A 19,937-nucleotide genomic window follows, 5' to 3' on the forward strand; every position below is an offset into this window, starting at 1 on the left:
AAATCTGTGGCCTCATTGAAGCTTCTCTCCCACAGGATCGACCTTGATGTGCCGAAGTTCCTTTCCACAGAGTAAAATCTGTGGCCTCATTGAAGCTTTTGCTCATTTTATTGACACCTCCTAGTAGTTCCTGTCTTTCCACAGAGTAAAATCTGTGGCCTCATTGAAGCTCGTTAACGACGCTCGATTCAACGGGGAAGGAATCAGCTTTCCACAGAGTAAAATCTGTGGCCTCATTGAAGCAGACCCACCCGCAGGTCCGTCATAGATCCAGTCGGTTTGCTTTCCACAGAGTAAAATCTGTGGCCTCATTGAAGCTGGATTTGCAAAACCTGGCTTACGAACTGAGACAATCTCTTTCCACAGAGTAAAATCTGTGGCCTCATTGAAGCTTCTTCCTCTTTAGGTTCTTCAATCTTTTTCCAACACTTTCCACAGAGTAAAATCTGTGGCCTCATTGAAGCGCATTAACATTATGCACTCTAGGAAATTGGCTTCCTGGCTTTCCACAGAGTAAAATCTGTGGCCTCATTGAAGCCATTAAGGGAACCTCCAAGCAATACATATTGACCTAACTTTCCACAGAGTAAAATCTGTGGCCTCATTGAAGCGGGTCTCACTCAACCCGGGGACGCCGCTCTTCCTGATTCTTTCCACAGAGTAAAATCTGTGGCCTCATTGAAGCATGACCTTTTTATCGGCCTTGCGGCCTGGTCGATCGTCAGCTTTCCACAGAGTAAAATCTGTGGCCTCATTGAAGCCAATCACTTCGTTTTTGTCTGTGCTGCTGGAACTCGCTTTCCACAGAGTAAAATCTGTGGCCTCATTGAAGCTTTTCTCAGTCGTTTTGAGATTGCAATGAACATAATTTCTTTCCACAGAGTAAAATCTGTGGCCTCATTGAAGCTTCATTTCGGTGCGGCTAAACAGCGACGCCTTGATCTCTTTCCACAGAGTAAAATCTGTGGCCTCATTGAAGCTGCCTCTCTTCTCCGTTTATGTTGTAAGAGGCCCTTCTTTCCACAGAGTAAAATCTGTGGCCTCATTGAAGCGCCGTCAAACGCGCATTCGAGAGCACCCAGAGGGTCGCTTTCCACAGAGTAAAATCTGTGGCCTCATTGAAGCATTATAACGAGCAGACGTTTTTCCCCAAGAGAGGTTGCTTTCCACAGAGTAAAATCTGTGGCCTCATTGAAGCTTCCTTTTTCTGAATCTGAATCTGAAGATGCGCTTTACTTTCCACAGAGTAAAATCTGTGGCCTCATTGAAGCCCTGATCATCGATACCTTGCATCGAACCCCCCATCTTCTTTCCACAGAGTAAAATCTGTGGCCTCATTGAAGCTTCTCCGGACGAGGTCCAAGCCATCCAGACCGCTAACTTTCCACAGAGTAAAATCTGTGGCCTCATTGAAGCGTGTTGGATGGGGGATTGGTCGTGGATGCGCACATTACCTTTCCACAGAGTAAAATCTGTGGCCTCATTGAAGCAGGATTACAATAAGCTTCTAAGGCCGCCTTCACCTGACTTTCCACAGAGTAAAATCTGTGGCCTCATTGAAGCCTCTATCGGTACGTCTGCGATAACCGGATCATCTGGCTTTCCACAGAGTAAAATCTGTGGCCTCATTGAAGCTTTTCTTTCGATTCCGTCGCCCCAAACCCCCCAACCGCTTTCCACAGAGTAAAATCTGTGGCCTCATTGAAGCAGTCGCCATGCAACGTTCCGAGAAGTATCGGAACAAGCTTTCCACAGAGTAAAATCTGTGGCCTCATTGAAGCACCCAGGGGACGACGTCGATCACCCCGATCGGGGGTTTGCTTTCCACAGAGTAAAATCTGTGGCCTCATTGAAGCACCTGATCGACAAAGAACCCGGTCACATCGGCCGGGGCTTTCCACAGAGTAAAATCTGTGGCCTCATTAAAACCATGATACGAAAGGCTCAGGAGTTTGGACTCTATCTGCTTTCCGAAGAGTAAAATCTTCGGCCTCATTGAAGCAGCTATACTGCCCTGGTGGATCTCCAGGGCGCCGAGAAACCTTTCCACAAAGTAAAATCTATGTTCTTCCCTTGCCTTTCCAACCCACTTTGGGTATCGTTAAAAACGATGCAGCCACAGATAAACTTCGGCGATGATCTGTTTCCCACTTCAAAGTCGTATCCAAAAAGTACCCGCATTTAGACGGACAGCATTAAAAAAGGAGAGGTCATATGGCCAAAAAAGTCGTAAAACTCTGGTATGACTCGGAGGGAGACTATCTGGAAGTCACCTTTGACCAGAAGGAAGGCTATTTTAGGGAAACGGAAAGCGATCAGGTCATGGAAAAAGTCGACCAAGAAGGAAATGTCTTGGGGTTCTCTGTATTAAAGATTAGCAAACTCCGGAACAAACCGCTTGAAGTTGCCCTTTAAAACATAACGACATGCGGCCGCAAATGAAGCTCGGCGATTACCTGATCGCCTATCTCAAGAAAATCGGCGTCGATCACCTCTTCGGCATTCCCGGAGACCTGGTGATCAAGCTTTTCCTTCAGTTCGGGAAACCGCGCGGGCTGAAGGTGATCACCTTCTCGCACGAGCCGGGGGTTGGCTTCGCCGCCGACGGTTATGCGCGAAGCACCGGCAAGCTGGGCGTCCTCTGCGTCACCTATGGCGCCGGCGGGCTCAACATGGTCAACCCGGTCGCCGGCTCCTTCTCCGAGAAGGTGCCGATCCTGGTGATCTCCGGCGGGCCGGGGGAGGAAGAGCGAAAGCTCGGCGTCCTCATCCACCATCAAGTCAAAGAGATCGAATCCCAGCTCCACATCTACAAAGAGCTCACCTGCGCCGCACGGATCATCCAAGATCCGAACCGGGCCGCCGAAGAGATCGATGAGGTCATCCAGACGATCCTACGGGCGCGCCGGCCGGGCTATCTGGAGATTCACCGCGATCTGGTCGATCTGATGATTCCGGTCCCGAAAAGGATCCTGGAGTGGGATGGCCGCTTCATCGACATTCCCTCCGACAAACGGAAGAAGGTCGAAGCGGCGCGCGAGACGGTGGAGCGGCTGCGGCGGGCAAAGCGGCCGGTCCTGATCGTCGGAATCGAGGTCAAACGGTTCGGCCTGACGAACGAAATGGTCCGGCTGGCCGAGGCGATCGGCGCGCCGGTGTTGACGAACGTGCTGGCAAAGGGGGCCTTCCCGATGGACCATCCGCTGGCGATGGGAATCTATGTCGGCCCGCTCAGCCACCCCGCCATTCGAAAACGGGTGGCGCAAGCCGATCTGGTCTTAAACCTCGGAACGCTGCTGACCGATATCGATCTCGGAAGCCGGCCGCCGGAGATCCCCCGGGAGAAATCGATCTGGGCGGTGGAGAGCCGGGTCGACATCAGCTTCCACACCTATACCGATGTTCGAATCAATGACTTCATCAAAGCACTGCGCGACGCCTCCTTTCCCCGCCGCAAAGAAAAGGTCCGCTACTACGACAACCTGCCGAAGCGGACGCGCCGAACGGGTCCGGAGCGCGCCGACCCGGCGATTGAGATGGCGGAGGTGCTGCACGAGGTCAACGACTTCCTGAAAGCGCGAAAGAACTTCATGGCGATCACCGAGTCGGGCGACTCGCTCTTCGCCGGGATCGACCTCAAGGTCGGGAGCAGCGTCTATTTGGCGCAGGGGTATTACGCCTCAATGGGATTCGCCGTCCCCGGCGGCCTGGGGGCGCAGATCGGAACCGGACTGCGTCCCTTGATTCTCTGCGGCGACGGCGCCTTTCAGATGACCGGCCCGGAGATCTCGCACGCGCCCCGCTACCGGCTCAACCCGATTGTGCTCCTGCTCAACAATAAAGGATGGGGGATCTTCCGGCCGATCGCCGAGCGGGAGACCCTCCTCGCGATCCCCGACTGGCCGTATGCCGAGCTCGCCCGGCTCTGGGGCGGGGTCGGGTTTCAGGTAAAAACAGCGGCTGAATTGAAAGAGACCCTCTTAAAAGCGGAGAAGCTCCCCTCCTTTGTCCTCATCGAGGTGGCGATCCGTCCGAACGACCTCTCCCCGATGGCGCGGAAATATATTCAGGCGGCGGCCCGGAAGGCCCGGCTCTCCTGAAACCGGCCGAACGCTTCTTATCGTTACTTATGACCCTCGAAACGATGGACCCTCGAAGCGCGAGCGGGAGGACCATCCCAAAATGAGATCTCTTACCCCGAAGCGCAGAAAGTCTCTCCGAAAAGATTGATCTTTTCCGGTCATTTTGCTAAGCTAAAATCAATTTTCCCGATGATGTCCTAGACGACATAGACGAGATCGACGATCTGAATCAGACCTCAAACTGAATAAGGAGAGAGAAAATGCAATTCGAGACGATGAGCCAGCTTGGAGATACGATCAAGGGGATCATTGAGATTTCGAACGGGCAGGTCAAGGTGATCGACCCGAAACGGGTCCGCGGCGCGCTGATCGACCGGCTCGTCTACACCGCCGTTTTTCATGAAAAACCCGACATGCGCGGAACCGCCCGCTGGATCATCAAGATGGCGGCGCCTCAGCTCGGCGTCTATCTCGCCTCCATCCAGCCGCTTTATGAAGCGATGGGCCGGGGCGAGGCGGGCGGCTTCACCGTCCCGGCGATCAACGTCCGGGGAATGGCGTACGACACCGCCCGGGCCATTTTCAGGTCGGTCGGAAAGAACAATGTCGGGACGTTTATCTTGGAGATCGCCAAATCCGAAATGGGATATACCCATCAATCGCCCGCCGAATATGCCGCCGTCATGGCCGCCGCCGCCATCCAAGAAGGCTATCAGGGTCCCCTCTTCATCCAGGGGGACCACATCCAATTGAATGCCAAGAAGTTCAAAGAGAACCGGCAGAAAGAGGTCGATGGGGTCCGCAAGCTGATGAAAGAGGCGATCGCCGCCGGCTTCTTCAACATCGACATCGACTCCTCCACCCTGGTCGATCTCGACCCACCCGACGTCGTCGAGCAGCAGCGGGACAATTTCGAGGTCGGCGCCGATCTGACCGCCTATGTCCGGTCGCTTGAGCCGAAGGGGGTGACGATCTCCGTCGGCGGGGAGATCGGAGAGGTCGGCGGAAAGAATTCGACCGTCGAAGAGTTCAAGGTCTACATCGACCACTACCTGACCACCCTTGAGAAGCTCAGACCGGGGGCGAAGGGGATCAGCAAGATCTCGGTCCAGACCGGGACGAGCCACGGCGGCGTTCCGATGCCCGACGGCACCGTCGCCAAGGTGAAGCTCGATTTCGGCGTGTTGGAGTCGATCTCCAAGGTCGCCCGCGAAGAATATCGGCTGGCCGGTGCGGTGCAGCATGGCGCTTCGACGCTCCCGCCGGAGGTCTTCGACCGCTTCCCGAAAACCGGAACCGCTGAGATCCACCTCGCCACCGAATTCCAGAACATGATCTACGAGCAGCTTCCGAACGACTTCAAACAGGAGATCTACGCCTATCTGCGCGAAGCGTGTCAGGACGAGATGAAGGCGGGACAGACGGATGAGCAGTTCATCTACAAGACCCGGAAGAAGGCGCTCGGACCGTTCAAAAAAAGGCTCTGGGACCTTCCGGCCGACCTTCGCCGACAGATCGGCCAGGTCTTGGAGGACAAGTTCACCTTCCTCTTCAACAAGCTCGATGTGATCCGCACCCGGGAGACGGTCCTCAAATGGGTGAAGCCGGTCGAGGTCTCCTTTGCGATCCGCGAAGAGATCGCCGCCGCCGAGGTCGAATCGAAAGCCGCCGCACAACCGAAGCAAAAAGAGGAGGTCAATCCCCTTGCCGATTAATCGATCTCGCCCCCTGCATCCGCGACCGACCGCGCCGCTGCTTCGACGGCTCCGGCTGCTTCAGCTGCTTCAATGGGCCACAGCGCTTTTAACCGTCTTGGCCTTTACCCTGTCGGCCTCCTTCGCCTTCGCCGGCGTGATCCTCGGCTTCGAGGAGGCGCAGGCGCCGTCGAAAGAGACGACCGCCTCCCGCGCCAGCCGCTTCACCCTCGAGGGAAAGAAAATCCGCGCGGAAGATCCCCGCGGCGGGGTGATGATCTTCGACGGCGACAAGCAGACCCTCTGGACGGTCGACCCGCAGAAGCAGCGCTACACCGAGGTGACCGAGGCCGACGCCAAGCGGATTCAAGAGATGCAGCAGCAGATGGAACAGCAGATGAAAGAGCGGCTGAAGGGCCTTCCGCCGGAGCAGCGGAAACAGATGGAAGATCAGCTCGACGCGATGAAGGGAAAAGAGACCGAGGCGCCGAAGCTGACCTTCGAGCCGATCGGCGAGGGACGCAAAACCGAGCATGGTTTTTCCTGCAAACCGTTTCGCGTGACGGCCAACGGCCAGGCGATTGAAGAGGCCTGCTTTATTCCTTGGAAAGAGACCGGCCTCTCGGTCGAAGACTTCCGGGCTTTCGACGCGCTCGATCAGTTCTTCCGAAAAATCGGCGGCGGAAAAGGGAATCAACAGAACCGGGTCTTCGGCGATCTCCTCCAATCCCCCGGCATCCCCGCCCACGTCAAGATGCTCCGCCCCGACGGAACCGCCGGCCCCGAACAAGACCTCGTCATCCTAAAAAAAGAATCGATCCCCGCCGACCGCTTCACCGTCCCCCCCGGCCTCCAAAAAGAATCGCTCTTCGGGGGAAAACAAGACAAACCGAAAATGTAAGAAGAGGGGAAGAAGTCTGAAGACAGGAGTCAGAATTCAGAAGGGAAGATTTAGCAACGATCGTCGGGCGAAGCGGCTGCGGGTAAAAGGACCGACTGCCTTCTCTATTATCTTTTCGGACAATCAGACATTCTACCCACCGCCTAAGGTCACCCGCTGCAGCAGTCCGTCGCTGTAGTGCTGTAGTATACGCGGTCGCTGCAGCGTGTGACCGTAGGGACAGGAGAAGGAGAAGTAGAAGACATAGAATTAAGAATATTGAAGCGGGGTTTCACCCCACACCCCACCGCGGGGGTTGCGTGCCCAATCCCCTTCGGCCTCCCAAGGGCAGCTGGGGGTTTACACCCCCAGCACCCCCACGGTCGAATGCCACGCGACCGCGCACAGATCAGCGCGGACTGCTGCGGCTCGACCTGATTGGGTCGATACTACGTTTGATTATAATACGCAGGGGCCTCGAGGCCGCAGGCCTCATCACGCTTCATCTCTTTCTAGTTTGTAAAGAACTCAGATCGTAAGACAATGCGCGTCAAGGGCGTGCTGTGCCCGCCATTCACCGCGTTCCAAATCAGACGTCTCATCTACTTACCTTCCAAATCAGGTCACCTTGTCGAAGCACCATCCGCGGTGCACTCCCGCGCGTGGTGCAAGTTGTGACCGTGGGGTCCGGGGGTCTCCCCCGGTGCCGGGGGAGGCCGGAGGGGCGGCGGCAGGGCCGCCCCACGGCGGGGTGCGGGGTGGAACCCCGCTCCAGTGCATTGCTCCCATGTATTTAGATTCGTCTTCTACCTCCCCTCACCACTCCTCATAAAGGAGGGGAAATCTAAGTACTGAAGTGAAGCCCCGCTACTCCATCAATTCCTTCTCGCTCTTCACCGGCACCGCATTCAAGCTCTTCCAAAGATACCAGGTCGCAATCGACCGATACGGCCGCCACGGCTCGGCAATCAGCCGAATCCGCTCCGGAGAGGGGAGCTTCCGCAGCCGGTACGCGCGCTCGATCGCCTTTTTCAACCCGAGGTCATCGACCGGCAAGACATCGGGCCGATTCAGCGCAAAAATCAGAAACATCTCCGCCGTCCACCGGCCGACCCCTTTGATCCGGATCAGCTGAGCGATCACCTCCTCATCGGAGAGGCTCCGAAAGCGCCGGGGGACGATCTCTCCGGTCTCCCACCGCTCGGCGAGGTCGCGCATATATTCAATTTTCTGACGGGAGAGGCCGGCCCGCGACAGGGCGAGCGTGTTGGTCGCCAAGAGCGCGCGGGGGAGGATTTTTTTCTTCGGATGATAGAGCGCCAGGAGCCGCTTGAAGATCGTATCGGCCGCCTTGACCGAGAGCTGCTGCGAGACGATCGCCTCGACCAGCGCCATAAAAGGGTCGGGGGTCGGGATCAGCCGGCACGGCCCGACCGAGGTGATGAACTCCGCCAAGACCGGATCGGCCGCGGCGAGCGCCCGGCATTCCGCCTCAAAACGTCCCTTCTCGGAAAGAGGTCGAAGCAACGCCTTCCTCCTACTTCGCCTGCTTGGTTTCGAGAAATTCCCAACGGCTCATCTTCTCCTGCAACATTTTCTCGGTCGCGGCGAGCTCATTCCCCCACGCGGTAATCGTCCCCGCCCCGCTCGCCTGACCGGCGGGATCGGCAAGGAAGCGCTCCAGCGCCCGCTTCCGCTCCTCCAGTTTGGCAATCTCCTCCTCGATCCCCTCCAGCTCCCGTCGCTCTTTGAAGTTGAGCCCTTTCTTCTCGTTCGGCTTTCCCGGAGAGCGCTGCGCCGGCGGGCCGGGGGTGATTTCGACCTGCTCTTTCCCCTTCGCCGCCTCTTCATTTTTCAGACGGGTGAGGTAGGTCTCATAGTTCCCCTCGGTGTAGCGAATGCGCCCGCCTCCTTCAAAGCTGAGGATGCCGGTCGCCACCTTGTCGAGAAAGAAGCGGTCGTGCGTCACCATCAGCACACAGCCGTTGTAGGAGACCAGGGCGTCGTCGAAGAGCTGAAGGGTCGGGATGTCGAGGTCGTTCGTCGGCGCATCCAGGACGAGCATGTTGGCATTCTCCAGCATCATCTTCGCCAAGATCAGCCGGGCTTTCTCCCCCCCAGAGAGGGTCCGGATGTACCGCTTTTGATCGTAGTGCTCGAAGAGGAACTCGGCCAGATAGCCGGTCTTGTGCCGCCGCTCCCCGCCGAGCGTCACCCACGATCCCTCGCCGAGCGCATCCTCGACCTTCAGCTCCGGATCGAGCACCTCCCGCTTCTGATCGAAGTAGGCGATCTTCGTATTCTTTCCGCGCACGATCGACCCCGCCGTCGGCGTCTCCTCTCCGAGGATCATCCGGAGCAGGGTCGTCTTTCCGGAGCCGTTCGGACCGATGATGCCGATCCGGTCCCCCGCCTTGAGCAGCAGGCTCAGCTTGCAGACCAAGGTCCGATCGCCGAACGACTTGAACAGCTCGTTCAGCTCTAAGATGGTATGCCCCAGCCGCTGATCGGTCTCCAGCCGCAACCCGATCTCCCGCTCGACATGGTCCTTCCGCTCTCCCTGCATGGCGTAGAACCGATCGATTCGGGCTTTTGATTTGGTCGTTCGGGCTTTGGCGCCGCGCCGCATCCACTCCGTCTCCCGCCGCAGCAGCGTGATCAGACGCCCCTGCTCGCGCGCGTCGTGCATGAGGCGGTCGGCCCGCCCTTCCAGATAATCGAGGTAGCCGCCGAGATAACTGTAGGCGCCGCCGTCTTCGATCTCGAAGATCCGCTGTGCGACCCGATCGAGAAAGTAACGGTCATGGGTGATCAACATCACCGCCCCTTTATAGCCGATGAGAAACGTCTCCAGCCAGGCGGTCGTCTCCGCATCGAGGTGGTTCGTCGGCTCGTCGAGAAGGAGCAGATCGGGCGATTGAAGGACCAATTTCGCCAGCGCCACCCGCTTGCGCATTCCGCCGCTCAGCATGCCGACCGGCTCATCGCGCCGAACGATTCCCAGACGGAGGAGAACTTCGTCGATCCGATGGTCGGTCTCCCATCCCTGATGGAGCTCCAGCCACTCCCCGAGCCCCTCCTGCTCTTTCAGAAGCCGCTCCATTTCGGCCGCATCGGCGGTTCGCATCTTCTCCCCGATCGCGTCATAACGGTCCCGCTTCTCGTGGATCTGCGCCAACGCCGATTCGATCTCCTCCCCGACGGTCGATGTATCGTTTAACACCGGATCTTGGGTCAGGTAGCCGATCGAGATCCCCCGCTTAAAGGCGATCTCCCCGCCGTCCGGCGGCTCCAGGCCGGCGATGATTCGAAACAGCGTCGTCTTTCCGCAGCCGTTCCGCCCGACAAAGCCGACCTTCTCATTTTCATCGATCGTTAAGGTGACATCCCGAAAAACCTCTCTCATCCCATACGTTTTGGCGAGGTGAGAGACATCCAATATATTCATCTATCTTCTTCCTTCTTCCCATTCTTTTATAAAATAAAAGGTCGGTCGATTATAGCACATCCGACCCTCGGAAGCGTGTCTTGTTATAGAGACCCAAACGCTTTAGTATAGGGATAGAGAGAGAAGCACTCATCGTAAAACAGGGGCAGCGCCTTATGACAAAACCGATTGAACACGAGCCGATCTTTCAAGATCGGCAAGAAGCGGGACAAGCGCTGGCTCAACGGTTGCGCTCCTATCGCGATGGAAAGCGCCTCCTGATCCTTGCCCTCTCTCCCGGCGGGGCGGTGGTCGGCGCGGAGGTCGCAAAATCGCTCGGCGCGCCGATGGAGCTGTTCCGCTCCAGGAGACTTCCCGTCCCCGGAAACCCGGCCCTCTCGTTCGGCTCGATGACGGAGGAGGGGACGATTTGCCTTCTCTCCGAGATCATCAGCCGCTATGAGATTCCGGACGAGGAGATCCAAGAGGCGATCTCTTCAAAGAGAAAAGAAATCCTTCAGCGGAGGCATCAATTTCGAAAAATGTCGATGGGGTTTAATATCCAGGGGAGGAAGGTGATTCTCATCGATGAAGGGGTCTCTAACGGGACCGCCCTCTTCTCAGCGCTCGACTGGCTCCGACTGGAGGGGGCCGATGCGAGAATCGTCGCGATTCCGGTCGCCGGCCGGCAGAATATCTCTCGGATGAAAGCGTCGATGGATGAGGTGGTGGTGCTTCACACGATTCCGTCCTATCGATCGATTAAGAGCTGCTACCAGCAGTTCGATCCGGTACCGGAGGCCGCGGTCCGGACCCTTCTAGAGGAGGTTAATCGAGGGTTGAAGGCGGCGTAAACATCCATTCCTCCCAGAATTCCGTCCCACTTCGTCTTAACCCACACGATGGAGACGAGGTCACCGTCGCCGGTCCCGCCTCTTCTCCCTCTTTAAAGATCAACTCACACTACGGCAGCTGATAGGTCACGGTGAGCGAAGGACGGATTGCGGCGGTCGGGTTCTCCATGCTGGCGAAGAAGCGGTAGCGGTCGGCTTCTTTGGTCGCGTCGGAATTCAGCATCAGACCAAAGTTGGTCGTCGGCGCGTTGATCCACTCCTGCACCATCGCCGTGAGGGTCCAGTTCTTCCGCCCGAGCACCTTATCGATCGCCTTGGTGTCATAGGGGGCGGAGATATCCTGCTCCGCGAGCGGAACATTGTCGTAACAGCAGGCGTTCGCCGTCCAGCCGTTCACCCCGTCATAGGTATAGCCGGTCGCTCTCGTCAGATCGGGATTCTTGTTGATCACCTTGTGGACCGTGACGGTGTAGGTCGGTTCCGCCTCAATATCGGCTTCGACCAGGGAGAGGTTAAGTGTCGCGCTCTGAATGACGGCGCCCGCCGGGATGCTGCTTAGGTTGAATTTCATCAACACCGTATTCGCCGCTTGATTATCGGGCCAGGTATAGGTATTCAATGTCACATCGGTGCTGTTGACCGAGGTGTCGAGATTGAGGTAGGTGTCGGCCGCCGGGGAGAGCGTCACTGTCGTCGGGGTCGAGACCGGCGGCGCGGCGGTCACAAAGATCGCGTCGGCGGAGGTCGCAACGTTTCCGGCGGGATCTTTACTCCGGACCCGATAATGATAGAGGGTGGAGGGAAGGAGTCCGGTCAGCGTCTGCGAATGGGCCGCGATCAGCTTTGAGACGACGGCGGTGGTCGTCCCATAAGAGGCCGTCGTTCCATAGTCAACCTGGCTGTCGGCGACTTCATTCGTCGTCCAGCTGATCACCACACTGGTCGACGTGATGCTCCCCGCCGCCACCGCCGAGATCACCGGCGGGGTGGTGTCGGGGGCGAGAAGGGTCCGGGCGCTGATCGCCGCGCTCTGCGCCGAGAGATTCCCCGCCGCATCGGACGCCGCCACCGTATAGCTATACGCCGTATTGGCGGTCAAGCCGCCGTCGGAGTAGGTCAGGCCGCTCGGAGTGGCCACCTGCGTCCCATTGCGATAAACCCGATAGCCGGTCACTCCGATGTTGTCGGTCGAAGCGCTCCAGCTCAGATTGATCTGGGTCGAAGAAGGGACCGTGGCGGCCAGCCCGGCCGGCACCGACGGCGCCGTCGTGTCGGGGATGGCGGTCGTGATAAAGATGGCGTCGGAGGAGGTCGCCACATTCCCGGCGGCATCCCGGCTGATCACTTGATAATGATAGGTTGTCGAAGCGGTTAACCCGGTGAGGGAAACGGTATGGGCGGAGACCAGGGCCGTATTTAATGTGGAGAAGCTCCCATACGCCGTCGTCGTTCCATACGCCACCTGAGTGGTCGCCGGCTCATTGGTCGTCCAGCCGACGGTCGCTCCGGTCTGCGTCACCCCCGACGCGCCGATCCCGGAAAAGACCGGCGGGGCGGTGTCGGGCGGAAGGAGGGTCCGGGCGCTGATCGCGGCGCTCTGCGCCGAGAGATTCCCCGCCGCATCGGACGCGGCCACCGTGTAGCTATAAGCGGTATCGGGGGTCAAGCTGCCGTCGGAGTAGGTCAGGCCGGTTGGGGTGGCGATCTGGGTTCCGTTGCGATAGAGCCGGTAGCCGGTGACCCCGACATTGTCGGTCGAAGCGCTCCAACTTAGATTGATCTGGGTGGAAGAAGGCACCGTGGCCGCCAGCCCGGTCGGCGCCGACGGCGCCGACGTGTCGGGCGGGGTCACCGTGGTAAAGATCCCATCGGTTGAGACCGCCAGATTTCCGGCGGCGTCCTTGCTTCGGACGCGGTAATGATAAAGGGTGGAAGAAGCCAATCCGGTCAAGCTCTGCGAGTGGGCGGTCACCATCGTCGAGACAAGCGGGCTGGTCAGGCCATAAGAGGTCGTCGCTCCATATTCCACTTGGGTATCGGAGAGCTCATCCGTGCTCCACCCGATGACAGCGCTGCTGGCGGTGACACTCCCCGTCCCCATTCCGGAAAGAACCGGTGCCGTCGTGTCGGCGGCCGACGGCGGGGCGGCGGCGGTGTTGGGGGTGAAGCGGAAACCGCTGTTGGCGGAGACCGTCGGAATCGATATTCCGACGCTGCCGTCCTGGTTCTCGATCCCGATCCCGGTCGGGGCATTCATCGTCACCGCTCCATATTGGAAAAGGATCGTCCCATCCGGCCTCAAGACCACTTCAAAGGTATGGGTCGGCGCGCTGCAGCAGAGGTCTCTCACGCCGTTAAAGGCGATCACGAACTCCGTATCTGAAGAGGCGAAGGTGATCTGCTGCATCCCGACATAAAGATCCCGCCAAAAAGGGGCGATGAAAGCGTTCGGCTGAGCGGGTCCCGGAATCGACTGCGGGATAAAAGCGGTATTCGCCCCTCCGAAGGTGATCAACCCGTTGGTCGAGAGATACAACTGTTTATAGGTCTGTCCATAGAAGGGGAAGGGAAAGGGGAGAAAGGCGGTGGTCGAATTGTCATCCCCGGCGAGCGTTAAGGCGATCGGCGCCGCCACCCAGGCGTATGGATCTTGTGTCAGGGTGTAGCTGCTGATCGATGGGGGAGGCCCTTGGACAGGAGGAGGCGCCACCGTCGGCGGGGCGAGCGTTAGGAAATAGGCATCCGGTCCATAGGTCGTTCCCCCCGCGTTGCGGGCGGCCAGTCGGAAATGATAGGTCGTCGAAGCGGTCAGCGAGGCGAGGGTGGCCGAGATCGTATTGGTCGCCGAGACGGTGGCCACAGGGGTGCTGCTGCCGTAAGCGGTCGTGGTGCCATACTCGAACCAGGCGGTTGTGGTCGCTCCCGAAGGATTGACCGTGCCGGAGAGGGTCGCGCCGGAGGAGGTCATACCGGTCGCCGCCGTCTGAGAGAGGACCGGCGCCAGCGGCAGGGTGGTATAGGCGCGCGCAGAAGAAGCCGCCGAGAGATTCCCCGCCGCATCATAGGCCGCCACCGTATAGCTATAGGTCGTGTTAGCGGTCAGACCGCCGTCGAGATAGCCTGGGGTCGCGCTGCTGGCCACCTGGGTTCCATTGCGATAGATACGATAGCCGGTCACCCCCAGGTTGTCGGTGGAGGCCGACCAGGTGAGATTGATCTGTGTGGCGGAGAGAACAGTCCCGGTCACCCCTGCCGGTGTGGAGGGAGCGGTGCCGTCGCCGAGGGTGGTGAAGGTGCCGTCTTGAGAGGTGGCCAGATTCCCCGCCGCATCGCGGCTGAGGGCGCTGAAGTGATAGAGGGTTCCCGGCTGCAGACCGGTGAGCGTTTGGGTGTGAGCCGTTACGAGGTCCGGCGTCCCCGGCGTTGAAGCGCCATAGGAAGCGGTCGCCCCATAGACGACGCGGCTGCTCGATACCTCATTGCTGCTCCAGCTGATCGTCGCGGAATTCAGTGTCAGGCTGCCGACCGTGATGCTCGAGAGAATGGGAGGGGTCAGGTCGATCGCCAGGGGGATCGCTTTGCTGACCTCGTTGGAGGAGGGGCTTTCATTTCCGGCGCCGTCATAGGCGGTGACGGCAAAGTAGTAGGTCAATCCGTCGATGAGATTGGGGACCGTATAGGTCGTCCCCGTTCCGACATCGACGGCGGTCAAATAGATACCGGAAACCGTCCCGGTATAAACCTTATAGCCGCTGACCGCGTCGGGGCTCGGGTCCCACGTCAGGACCGCCTGACCCGCCCACGCGACCCCACCCTGATTGAGCCAGAGTGAAAGAAAAAGAACGATCACCCACCGAGCACTGACTCTCCTCATCGCATCTCCGTATCGTCCACAATGCCCGTCCTGAGCTCAGAAACCGCCTCCCTCCCTGTAGCGGCTTGCGGGCGTTGTCGATGCGCGTCGCTGGTCCTTTCGACGGGCCGACCGCTTACGCTTCTTGTCTCTTTTATTCGCTGACTAAAATACGAGCATTCAGATTCTATGAAAGATCGATTTCAATGCCAGTGCTGCATGAAGAATATGGCTGTAACAAAAAACGAGCCGCCAACGAATTTCCTTTGGCGGCTCGGCGGGCATGGCCGATCGGCTTTAGCCCCGTTGCTCTGCGCCCCCATCTTTCGATGAGTTTGCTCTGATCAAAGGATATAACGGAAAGGTAAATCTTCGAATTAGATATATCTATTTACAGTAGGATTTCTTATAACATAATGCCGATTTCAGAGTCAAACCTTAATTCAGAATATTTTTTTATTGAATGAGCCCATCCCGGGATCAAACCAAACGGGGAACGGAGAGGGGCGCGCACGGTCCTTCGATTGCGTCGGAGCCGAGGAGTGTTCTAAAATAATTAGAGAAGAGGGTTTCGATCCGGTTGAACGGCGGCCGTCGCAGATCGGCCTCCCTTTCGAAGGTGATCGACGCAAAGGGGGGCCGGCATCGGTTTTATTCAGCGTGAGGGAAAGGCGTCATGAAGAAAAGCACTCCTTATCGGGTCGGATGTTCCGGCTGGCAATACCGCCATTGGAAGGAGGCCTTCTATCCTGCCACCTTGCCTCAAAAAAGATGGCTTGAATTCTATGCGGAGCGCTTTGATACGGTCGAGGTAAACAACAGCTTCTATCGGCTTCCAACCGAGAAAACCTTTTCGGAGTGGCGCGGCCGGGTTCCCGACCCTTTTCTTTTTGCCGTGAAGGCGAGCCGTTATCTCACCCATTTAAAAAAGCTGAAAGATCCGGCCGAGCCGCTCGATCTCTTCTGGAGCCGCGCCCGGCTTCTCGAAGAAAAACTCGGTCCCGTCCTCTACCAGCTTCCCCCCTATTGGAAACGGAACGAGACACGATTCTTTCAATTTCTCGATGCCCTCCCGGAAGCGGGACGGCACGTGGTCGAATTTCGAGATCCGACCTGGTATACCGATACCATCTTTCGAGCGATGGAGGAGAAGCGGGTCGCCCTCTGTCTCCATGACATGCCCGGTTCCGCCTCCCCTCACGAGCGGGTCGGACCGTTCGTCTATGTCCGATTCCATGGTTTTAGGGAACATCCGGAAGGGGCCTATCCGAAACGGCACCTCCAAGAGTGGGCCCGCTGGCTTGCGAAAGAAGCCGATGCCGGAAGGGCGATCTTTGCTTATTTCAACAATGACGCCTTCGGGCATGCCCCCCGAAATGCGATGGAACTGAGAGACGCCCTCTTATCCAGTGGCCGCGAGGAAGCGGCCTAAAGGATCAGAATCGCCGCGACGGAAAACAGGATTATAGCCCCCTACCCCTGCCGGACCGAATCATCCCGGATTCTTGCCGATTCTTGCCGAGACCGCTCCATCCGGGTCGTTCCGGCCCGTTCAAAAAAAGATCGATTCTGTCCGACCTCCGTTTCAGCGCCCTCCCCATCGGCTTCTGTCCGTGGTCGCCGAACGGCTGGCGCTCTGGTTCGAGACATTCCCCGCCGCATCATACGCGGAGACCGTGTAACGGTACGTTGTATTCTCGGAAAGCCCGGTATTCGAATAGCTCGTCGAGGTCGTCGTGGCAATCTGCGCTCCGTTTCGGTAAATTCGATAGCCGGCCACTTTCACGTTGTCGGTTGAGGCGCTCCAACTCAGGTTGATCTGGCTGGAGGAGACCGCCGACGCGCTCAAGCCATTCGGCACCGACGGCGCGGTGGTGTCGGGCGGCATTGCGGTCGTGAAGGTCCCGTCGCCGGAGATCGTCAGATTCCCCGCCGCATCTCTGCTCCGCACCCGATAGTGATAGAGGGTGGAGGGATTCAGCCCGCTCACACTCTGAGCATGCGATGTGACCAGGGTCGAGACGACGGCGGTGAAAGAGCCATAGGTCGTTGTCGTCCCATACTCGATCTGTGTGTCGGCCGGCTCGTTCGTGCTCCAACCGATGACGGCACTGTTGACCGTGACGCTCCCCGCCCCCATTCCGGAGATCACCGGCGGGGTCGTGTCGGGCGGCGCGGCGGTCGTGAAGCTGTTGTCGCCCGAGGTCGCCAGATTGCCGGCCGCATCCCGGCTGAGCAGCCGATAGTGATAGGTCGTCGAAGGGCTCAGGCCGGTGAGCGCCACGCTGTGAGAGGCCGCCAAGGTCGTATTCAGCGTCGAGAGGGTGCCATAGGCGGTCGTCGTCCCATATTCCACCTGGGTCGTCGCCGGCTCGTTTGTCGTCCAACCGACGGTCGCGCCGCCGGGGGTCACCCCGCTGATGCCGATTCCGGAGAGGGTCGGCGCGGTCGTATCGGGGGGCGGCAAGGTCTTCGCACTGACCGCCTGGGTTTGCGCGGAGGCGTTCCCGGCCGCGTCGTAGGCCGAGACAGTATAACTGTAAGTGGTCGCGGCAGTAAGACCGGAATCCACGTAGCTCGGTAATGCGGCCGTTCCGACCTGTGTTCCGTTGCGGTAGACCCGGTAGCCGGTCACCTTCACATTATCGGTTGAGGCGCTCCAGGCCAAATTGATCTGACCGGCCGACGCCGCCGTTGCGCTCAGCCCGGCCGGGACCGACGGTGCCGCCGTATCGGGGGGGGTCGCGGTGGTGAAGGTGGCATCGCTCGAAACGGCCAGATTCCCCGCCGCATCTTTGCTCTTGACCCGATAGTGATAGAGGGTCGCGGAGAGAAGGCCGGTTAAGCTTTGGGAGTGTGCGGTGACCCGATTGGAAACGATCGGTGTGGCGCTGCCATAAGCGGTCGTCGTCCCATATTCCACCTGCGTGTCGGACGACTCGTTGGTGGTCCAGCTGAGGGTCGCCCCGCCGGGGGTGATGTTCCCTGCCGCGATGCCGGAGATGACCGGCGCGGTCGTATCAGGCGGGAGGGCGGTGGTGAAGGTATTGTCCCCCGAGGTTGCGATGTTCCCCGCCCCATCTCGGCTGATCACCCGGTAGTGGTACACCGTCGAAGCGCTCAAGCCGGTCAGGGCGACACTATGGGAGGTTGCGAGGGTACTGTTGAGGGTGGAGAGGAGCCCATACGTGGCGGTGGCGCCATATTCCACCTGGGTCGTCGCCGGTTCATTGGTGGTCCAACCGACGGTCGCTCCCCCCGAGGTGATCCCCGTAGTGCCGATTCCGGAGAGAACCGGCGCGGTCGTGTCGGGCGCCGCCGACGTCTTCACACTGACCGCCGACGTCTGCGCCGAGGCATTCCCCGCGGCATCATACGCCGAAATCGTATAGCTGTAGGTCGTCGACGCAACCAAACCGCTGTCGGCGTAACTTGCGGTCGCGGTCGTTCCCACCTGCGTGCCATTCCGATAAACGCGATAGCCGGCCACTTTTACATTGTCGGTCGAAACAGTCCAGGTGAGATTGATCTGAGTCGAAGAGGCCGCGGCCGCCTGAAGGCCGGCGGGCACCGCAGGCGGGGTCGTGTCGGCGGGGGTGGCGGTGGTGAAGGTCGCATCGGCCGAGACCGCCAGGTTACCGGCGGCATCTTTGCTCTTGACCCGGTAGTGATAGAGGGTGGCCGAGAGAAGGCCGGTGAGGCTCTGCGAATGGGCGGTGACCTTTGTCGGGAGAACGACGGTCGTTGTCCCGTAAGCGAGGGTCGTTCCATATTCGACCTGCGTGTCGGCCGCTTCACTGCTGGTCCAAGTGATCGTCGCTCCGCCGGTCGTGATGCTCCCGGCGGCGATCGCCGAGAGGGCCGGCGCGGCGGTATCGGGCGCCGCGAGGGTGGCGGCGCTGACCGCCGCCGTCTGCGCCGAGACGTTTCCGGCCGCATCATAGGCGGAGAGGCTGTAGTTGTACGTCGTGGAAGATGCGAGGCCGGTGTCCAAGTAGCTCGTCGTTGCAGACGTCCCCACTTGGGCACCATTTCTGTAGATCCGATATCCGATTGCTTTTACATTGTCGGTCGAGGCGGTCCAGGTCAGATTGACCTGACTTGACGAAACCGTGCTGGCCTTCAGGCCCGTCGGCATCGCCGGTGCGGTGGTATCTGGAGCGGCTGGAGTCGTGAAGGAATTATCGAGAGACGTAGCCAGATTGCCGGCCGCATCTCGGCTGAGGACCCGATAATGGTAAAGGGTAGTCGGCTGGAGTCCAGTGAGCGCTTGACTATGGACCGTGACCAGGGCTGAGATCAAAGTGGTTGATGATCCATAAGAGGTCGTCGTTCCATACTGTACCTGGGTGTTGGCTCCTTCGTTCGTCCCCCAGGTGATGGTTGCAACAGCACTGGTAATGCTGCTCGCATTAATGCTCGAAATGAGCGGCGCTGTAATATCGGGGGAGGGGGCTTTAGAGACTTCTGCAGAAAAGGCGCTCTCGTGACCACCGGTATCGTAAGAGGTTACAGCGAAAAAGTGGATTTGGTTGGGAAGATTCGTCAGAACATAAGAAATCTGCTTTCCAACATCAATCGGGGTATTATATTTCCGTGAAGTGGTTCCATAATAGATTTTGTATCCTGCTAAAATCGTGTCTGTGTTCGCACTCCATGTCAGTGTGGCATCCATTGCCGATGCGATTCCATTCATTGGAATCAGTAACACCATAAAAATAAAAAGGATGAATCCACACTTTCCGAGGGTATTGTGCACGACGATCTCCTTCCTAAAAACAAAAAAAGCCGCCAAATGGAATATCCTTTGGCGGCTCGGCGGGCATGGCCGATCGGCTTTAGCCCCGTTGCTCTGCGTCCCCACCTTTCGATGAGTTTGCTCTGAAGCAAAGGTCAAATAAATAAATTGTTGCTCTTGAATACCTCCGGAGCCTGCGAAAAGATGAAGAGATAAAAAAAGGCCGCCGAAGTATCCCTTCGGCGGCCCGGCGGGCATAGCCTCTTCGGCTTTAGCCCCGTGACTCTGCGTCCCCACCTTTCAGCGGGTTTGCTCTGAAGCAAAGGAACAAAAACAATGTGTGGTTAAAGGATACTCAGTATTCTAACTATAGGGAGTATATATAGCACACTGCGGGGTCGGTTTCAAT

10 protein-coding genes, 1 CRISPR repeat array and 3 riboswitches (1 of these 14 running past the window's edge) are annotated in these 19,937 nt (G+C 58.4%); of the genes, 6 read left to right on the top strand and 4 right to left on the bottom strand.

Going from position 1 to position 19,937, the window contains the following annotated elements; genetic code table 11:
- Positions 1–2,002: a CRISPR direct-repeat array (repeat unit 36 nt; unit sequence CTTTCCACAGAGTAAAATCTGTGGCCTCATTGAAGC); it begins 237 nt to the left of the window's first position.
- 212 nt (positions 2,003–2,214) lie between these two features.
- The 4 genes from HY282_14595 to HY282_14610 all read left to right on the top strand — a co-directional run bounded on the left by HY282_14595 (position 2,215) and on the right by HY282_14610 (position 6,677).
- Positions 2,215–2,415 (top strand): DUF2283 domain-containing protein, encoded by a 201-nt coding sequence (locus HY282_14595; protein ID MBI3804980.1) that lies wholly within the window; start codon positions 2,215–2,217, stop codon positions 2,413–2,415.
- 23 nt (positions 2,416–2,438) lie between these two features.
- Complete coding sequence (locus tag HY282_14600) at positions 2,439–4,100, top strand: hypothetical protein (protein ID MBI3804981.1); 1,662 nt, start codon at positions 2,439–2,441, stop codon at positions 4,098–4,100.
- Between the two features lie 242 nt (positions 4,101–4,342).
- A complete protein-coding gene (locus HY282_14605; GenBank protein MBI3804982.1) occupies positions 4,343–5,797 on the top strand; it encodes a class II fructose-bisphosphate aldolase in 1,455 nt (484 codons plus the stop codon).
- Positions 5,787–6,677, top strand: coding sequence for a hypothetical protein (locus HY282_14610; GenBank protein ID MBI3804983.1), 891 nt, complete (start codon positions 5,787–5,789; stop codon positions 6,675–6,677). The genes HY282_14605 and HY282_14610 overlap by 11 nt, the downstream gene beginning before the upstream one ends.
- 846 nt (positions 6,678–7,523) lie before the next feature.
- Here HY282_14610 and HY282_14615 read toward each other — a convergent pair.
- Entirely contained in the window at positions 7,524–8,183 is a 660-nt protein-coding gene (locus HY282_14615) for a DNA-3-methyladenine glycosylase 2 family protein (GenBank protein ID MBI3804984.1), read from the bottom strand.
- A gap of 10 nt (positions 8,184–8,193) precedes the next feature.
- Positions 8,194–10,104: an ABC-F family ATP-binding cassette domain-containing protein gene (locus HY282_14620; protein ID MBI3804985.1), complete on the bottom strand. Its 1,911-nt coding sequence runs from the start codon at positions 10,102–10,104 to the stop codon at positions 8,194–8,196.
- A gap of 155 nt (positions 10,105–10,259) precedes the next feature.
- Here HY282_14620 and HY282_14625 point away from each other — a divergent pair, with 155 nt between their 5' ends.
- Positions 10,260–10,937 carry a hypothetical protein gene (locus tag HY282_14625; protein ID MBI3804986.1) on the top strand — a complete coding sequence of 226 codons (678 nt, stop codon included), beginning with the start codon at positions 10,260–10,262 and terminating at the stop codon, positions 10,935–10,937.
- Between the two features lie 109 nt (positions 10,938–11,046).
- Here the strand turns inward: HY282_14625 and HY282_14630 are convergent, their stop codons facing one another.
- Positions 11,047–14,811 carry a fibronectin type III domain-containing protein gene (locus tag HY282_14630; protein MBI3804987.1) on the bottom strand — a complete coding sequence of 1,255 codons (3,765 nt, stop codon included), beginning with the start codon at positions 14,809–14,811 and terminating at the stop codon, positions 11,047–11,049.
- Positions 14,812–15,055: 244 nt separating this feature from the next.
- Positions 15,056–15,140: riboswitch (cyclic di-GMP riboswitch) on the bottom strand.
- 326 nt (positions 15,141–15,466) lie between these two features.
- Here HY282_14630 and HY282_14635 point away from each other — a divergent pair.
- Positions 15,467–16,222, top strand: a complete 756-nt coding sequence (locus tag HY282_14635) for a DUF72 domain-containing protein (GenBank protein MBI3804988.1) — start codon at positions 15,467–15,469, stop codon at positions 16,220–16,222.
- Between the two features lie 153 nt (positions 16,223–16,375).
- Here HY282_14635 and HY282_14640 read toward each other — a convergent pair whose 3' ends face one another.
- Positions 16,376–19,549 carry a fibronectin type III domain-containing protein gene (locus HY282_14640; protein MBI3804989.1) on the bottom strand — a complete coding sequence of 1,058 codons (3,174 nt, stop codon included), beginning with the start codon at positions 19,547–19,549 and terminating at the stop codon, positions 16,376–16,378.
- Between the two features lie 47 nt (positions 19,550–19,596).
- A riboswitch (cyclic di-GMP riboswitch) is annotated at positions 19,597–19,681 on the bottom strand.
- 85 nt (positions 19,682–19,766) lie between these two features.
- A riboswitch (cyclic di-GMP riboswitch) is annotated at positions 19,767–19,852 on the bottom strand.
- Positions 19,853–19,937: the final 85 nt, after the last annotated feature.

The sequence above is a fragment of the Candidatus Manganitrophaceae bacterium genome (assembly GCA_016200325.1).
GTDB lineage: Bacteria > Nitrospirota > Nitrospiria > SBBL01 > Manganitrophaceae > Manganitrophus.

Bases quoted from the DNA above. Each gene is read 5' to 3' on its own strand.
- HY282_14595 (MBI3804980.1), top strand. From the start codon at position 2,215: ATGGCCAAAAAAGTCGTAAAACTCTGGTATGACTCGGAGGGAGACTAT.
- HY282_14600 (MBI3804981.1), top strand. From the start codon at position 2,439: ATGAAGCTCGGCGATTACCTGATCGCCTATCTCAAGAAAATCGGCGTC.
- HY282_14605 (MBI3804982.1), top strand. From the start codon at position 4,343: ATGCAATTCGAGACGATGAGCCAGCTTGGAGATACGATCAAGGGGATC.
- HY282_14620 (MBI3804985.1), bottom strand. From the start codon at position 10,104: ATGAATATATTGGATGTCTCTCACCTCGCCAAAACGTATGGGATGAGA.
- HY282_14625 (MBI3804986.1), top strand. From the start codon at position 10,260: ATGACAAAACCGATTGAACACGAGCCGATCTTTCAAGATCGGCAAGAA.
- HY282_14630 (MBI3804987.1), bottom strand. From the start codon at position 14,811: ATGAGGAGAGTCAGTGCTCGGTGGGTGATCGTTCTTTTTCTTTCACTC.
- HY282_14635 (MBI3804988.1), top strand. From the start codon at position 15,467: ATGAAGAAAAGCACTCCTTATCGGGTCGGATGTTCCGGCTGGCAATAC.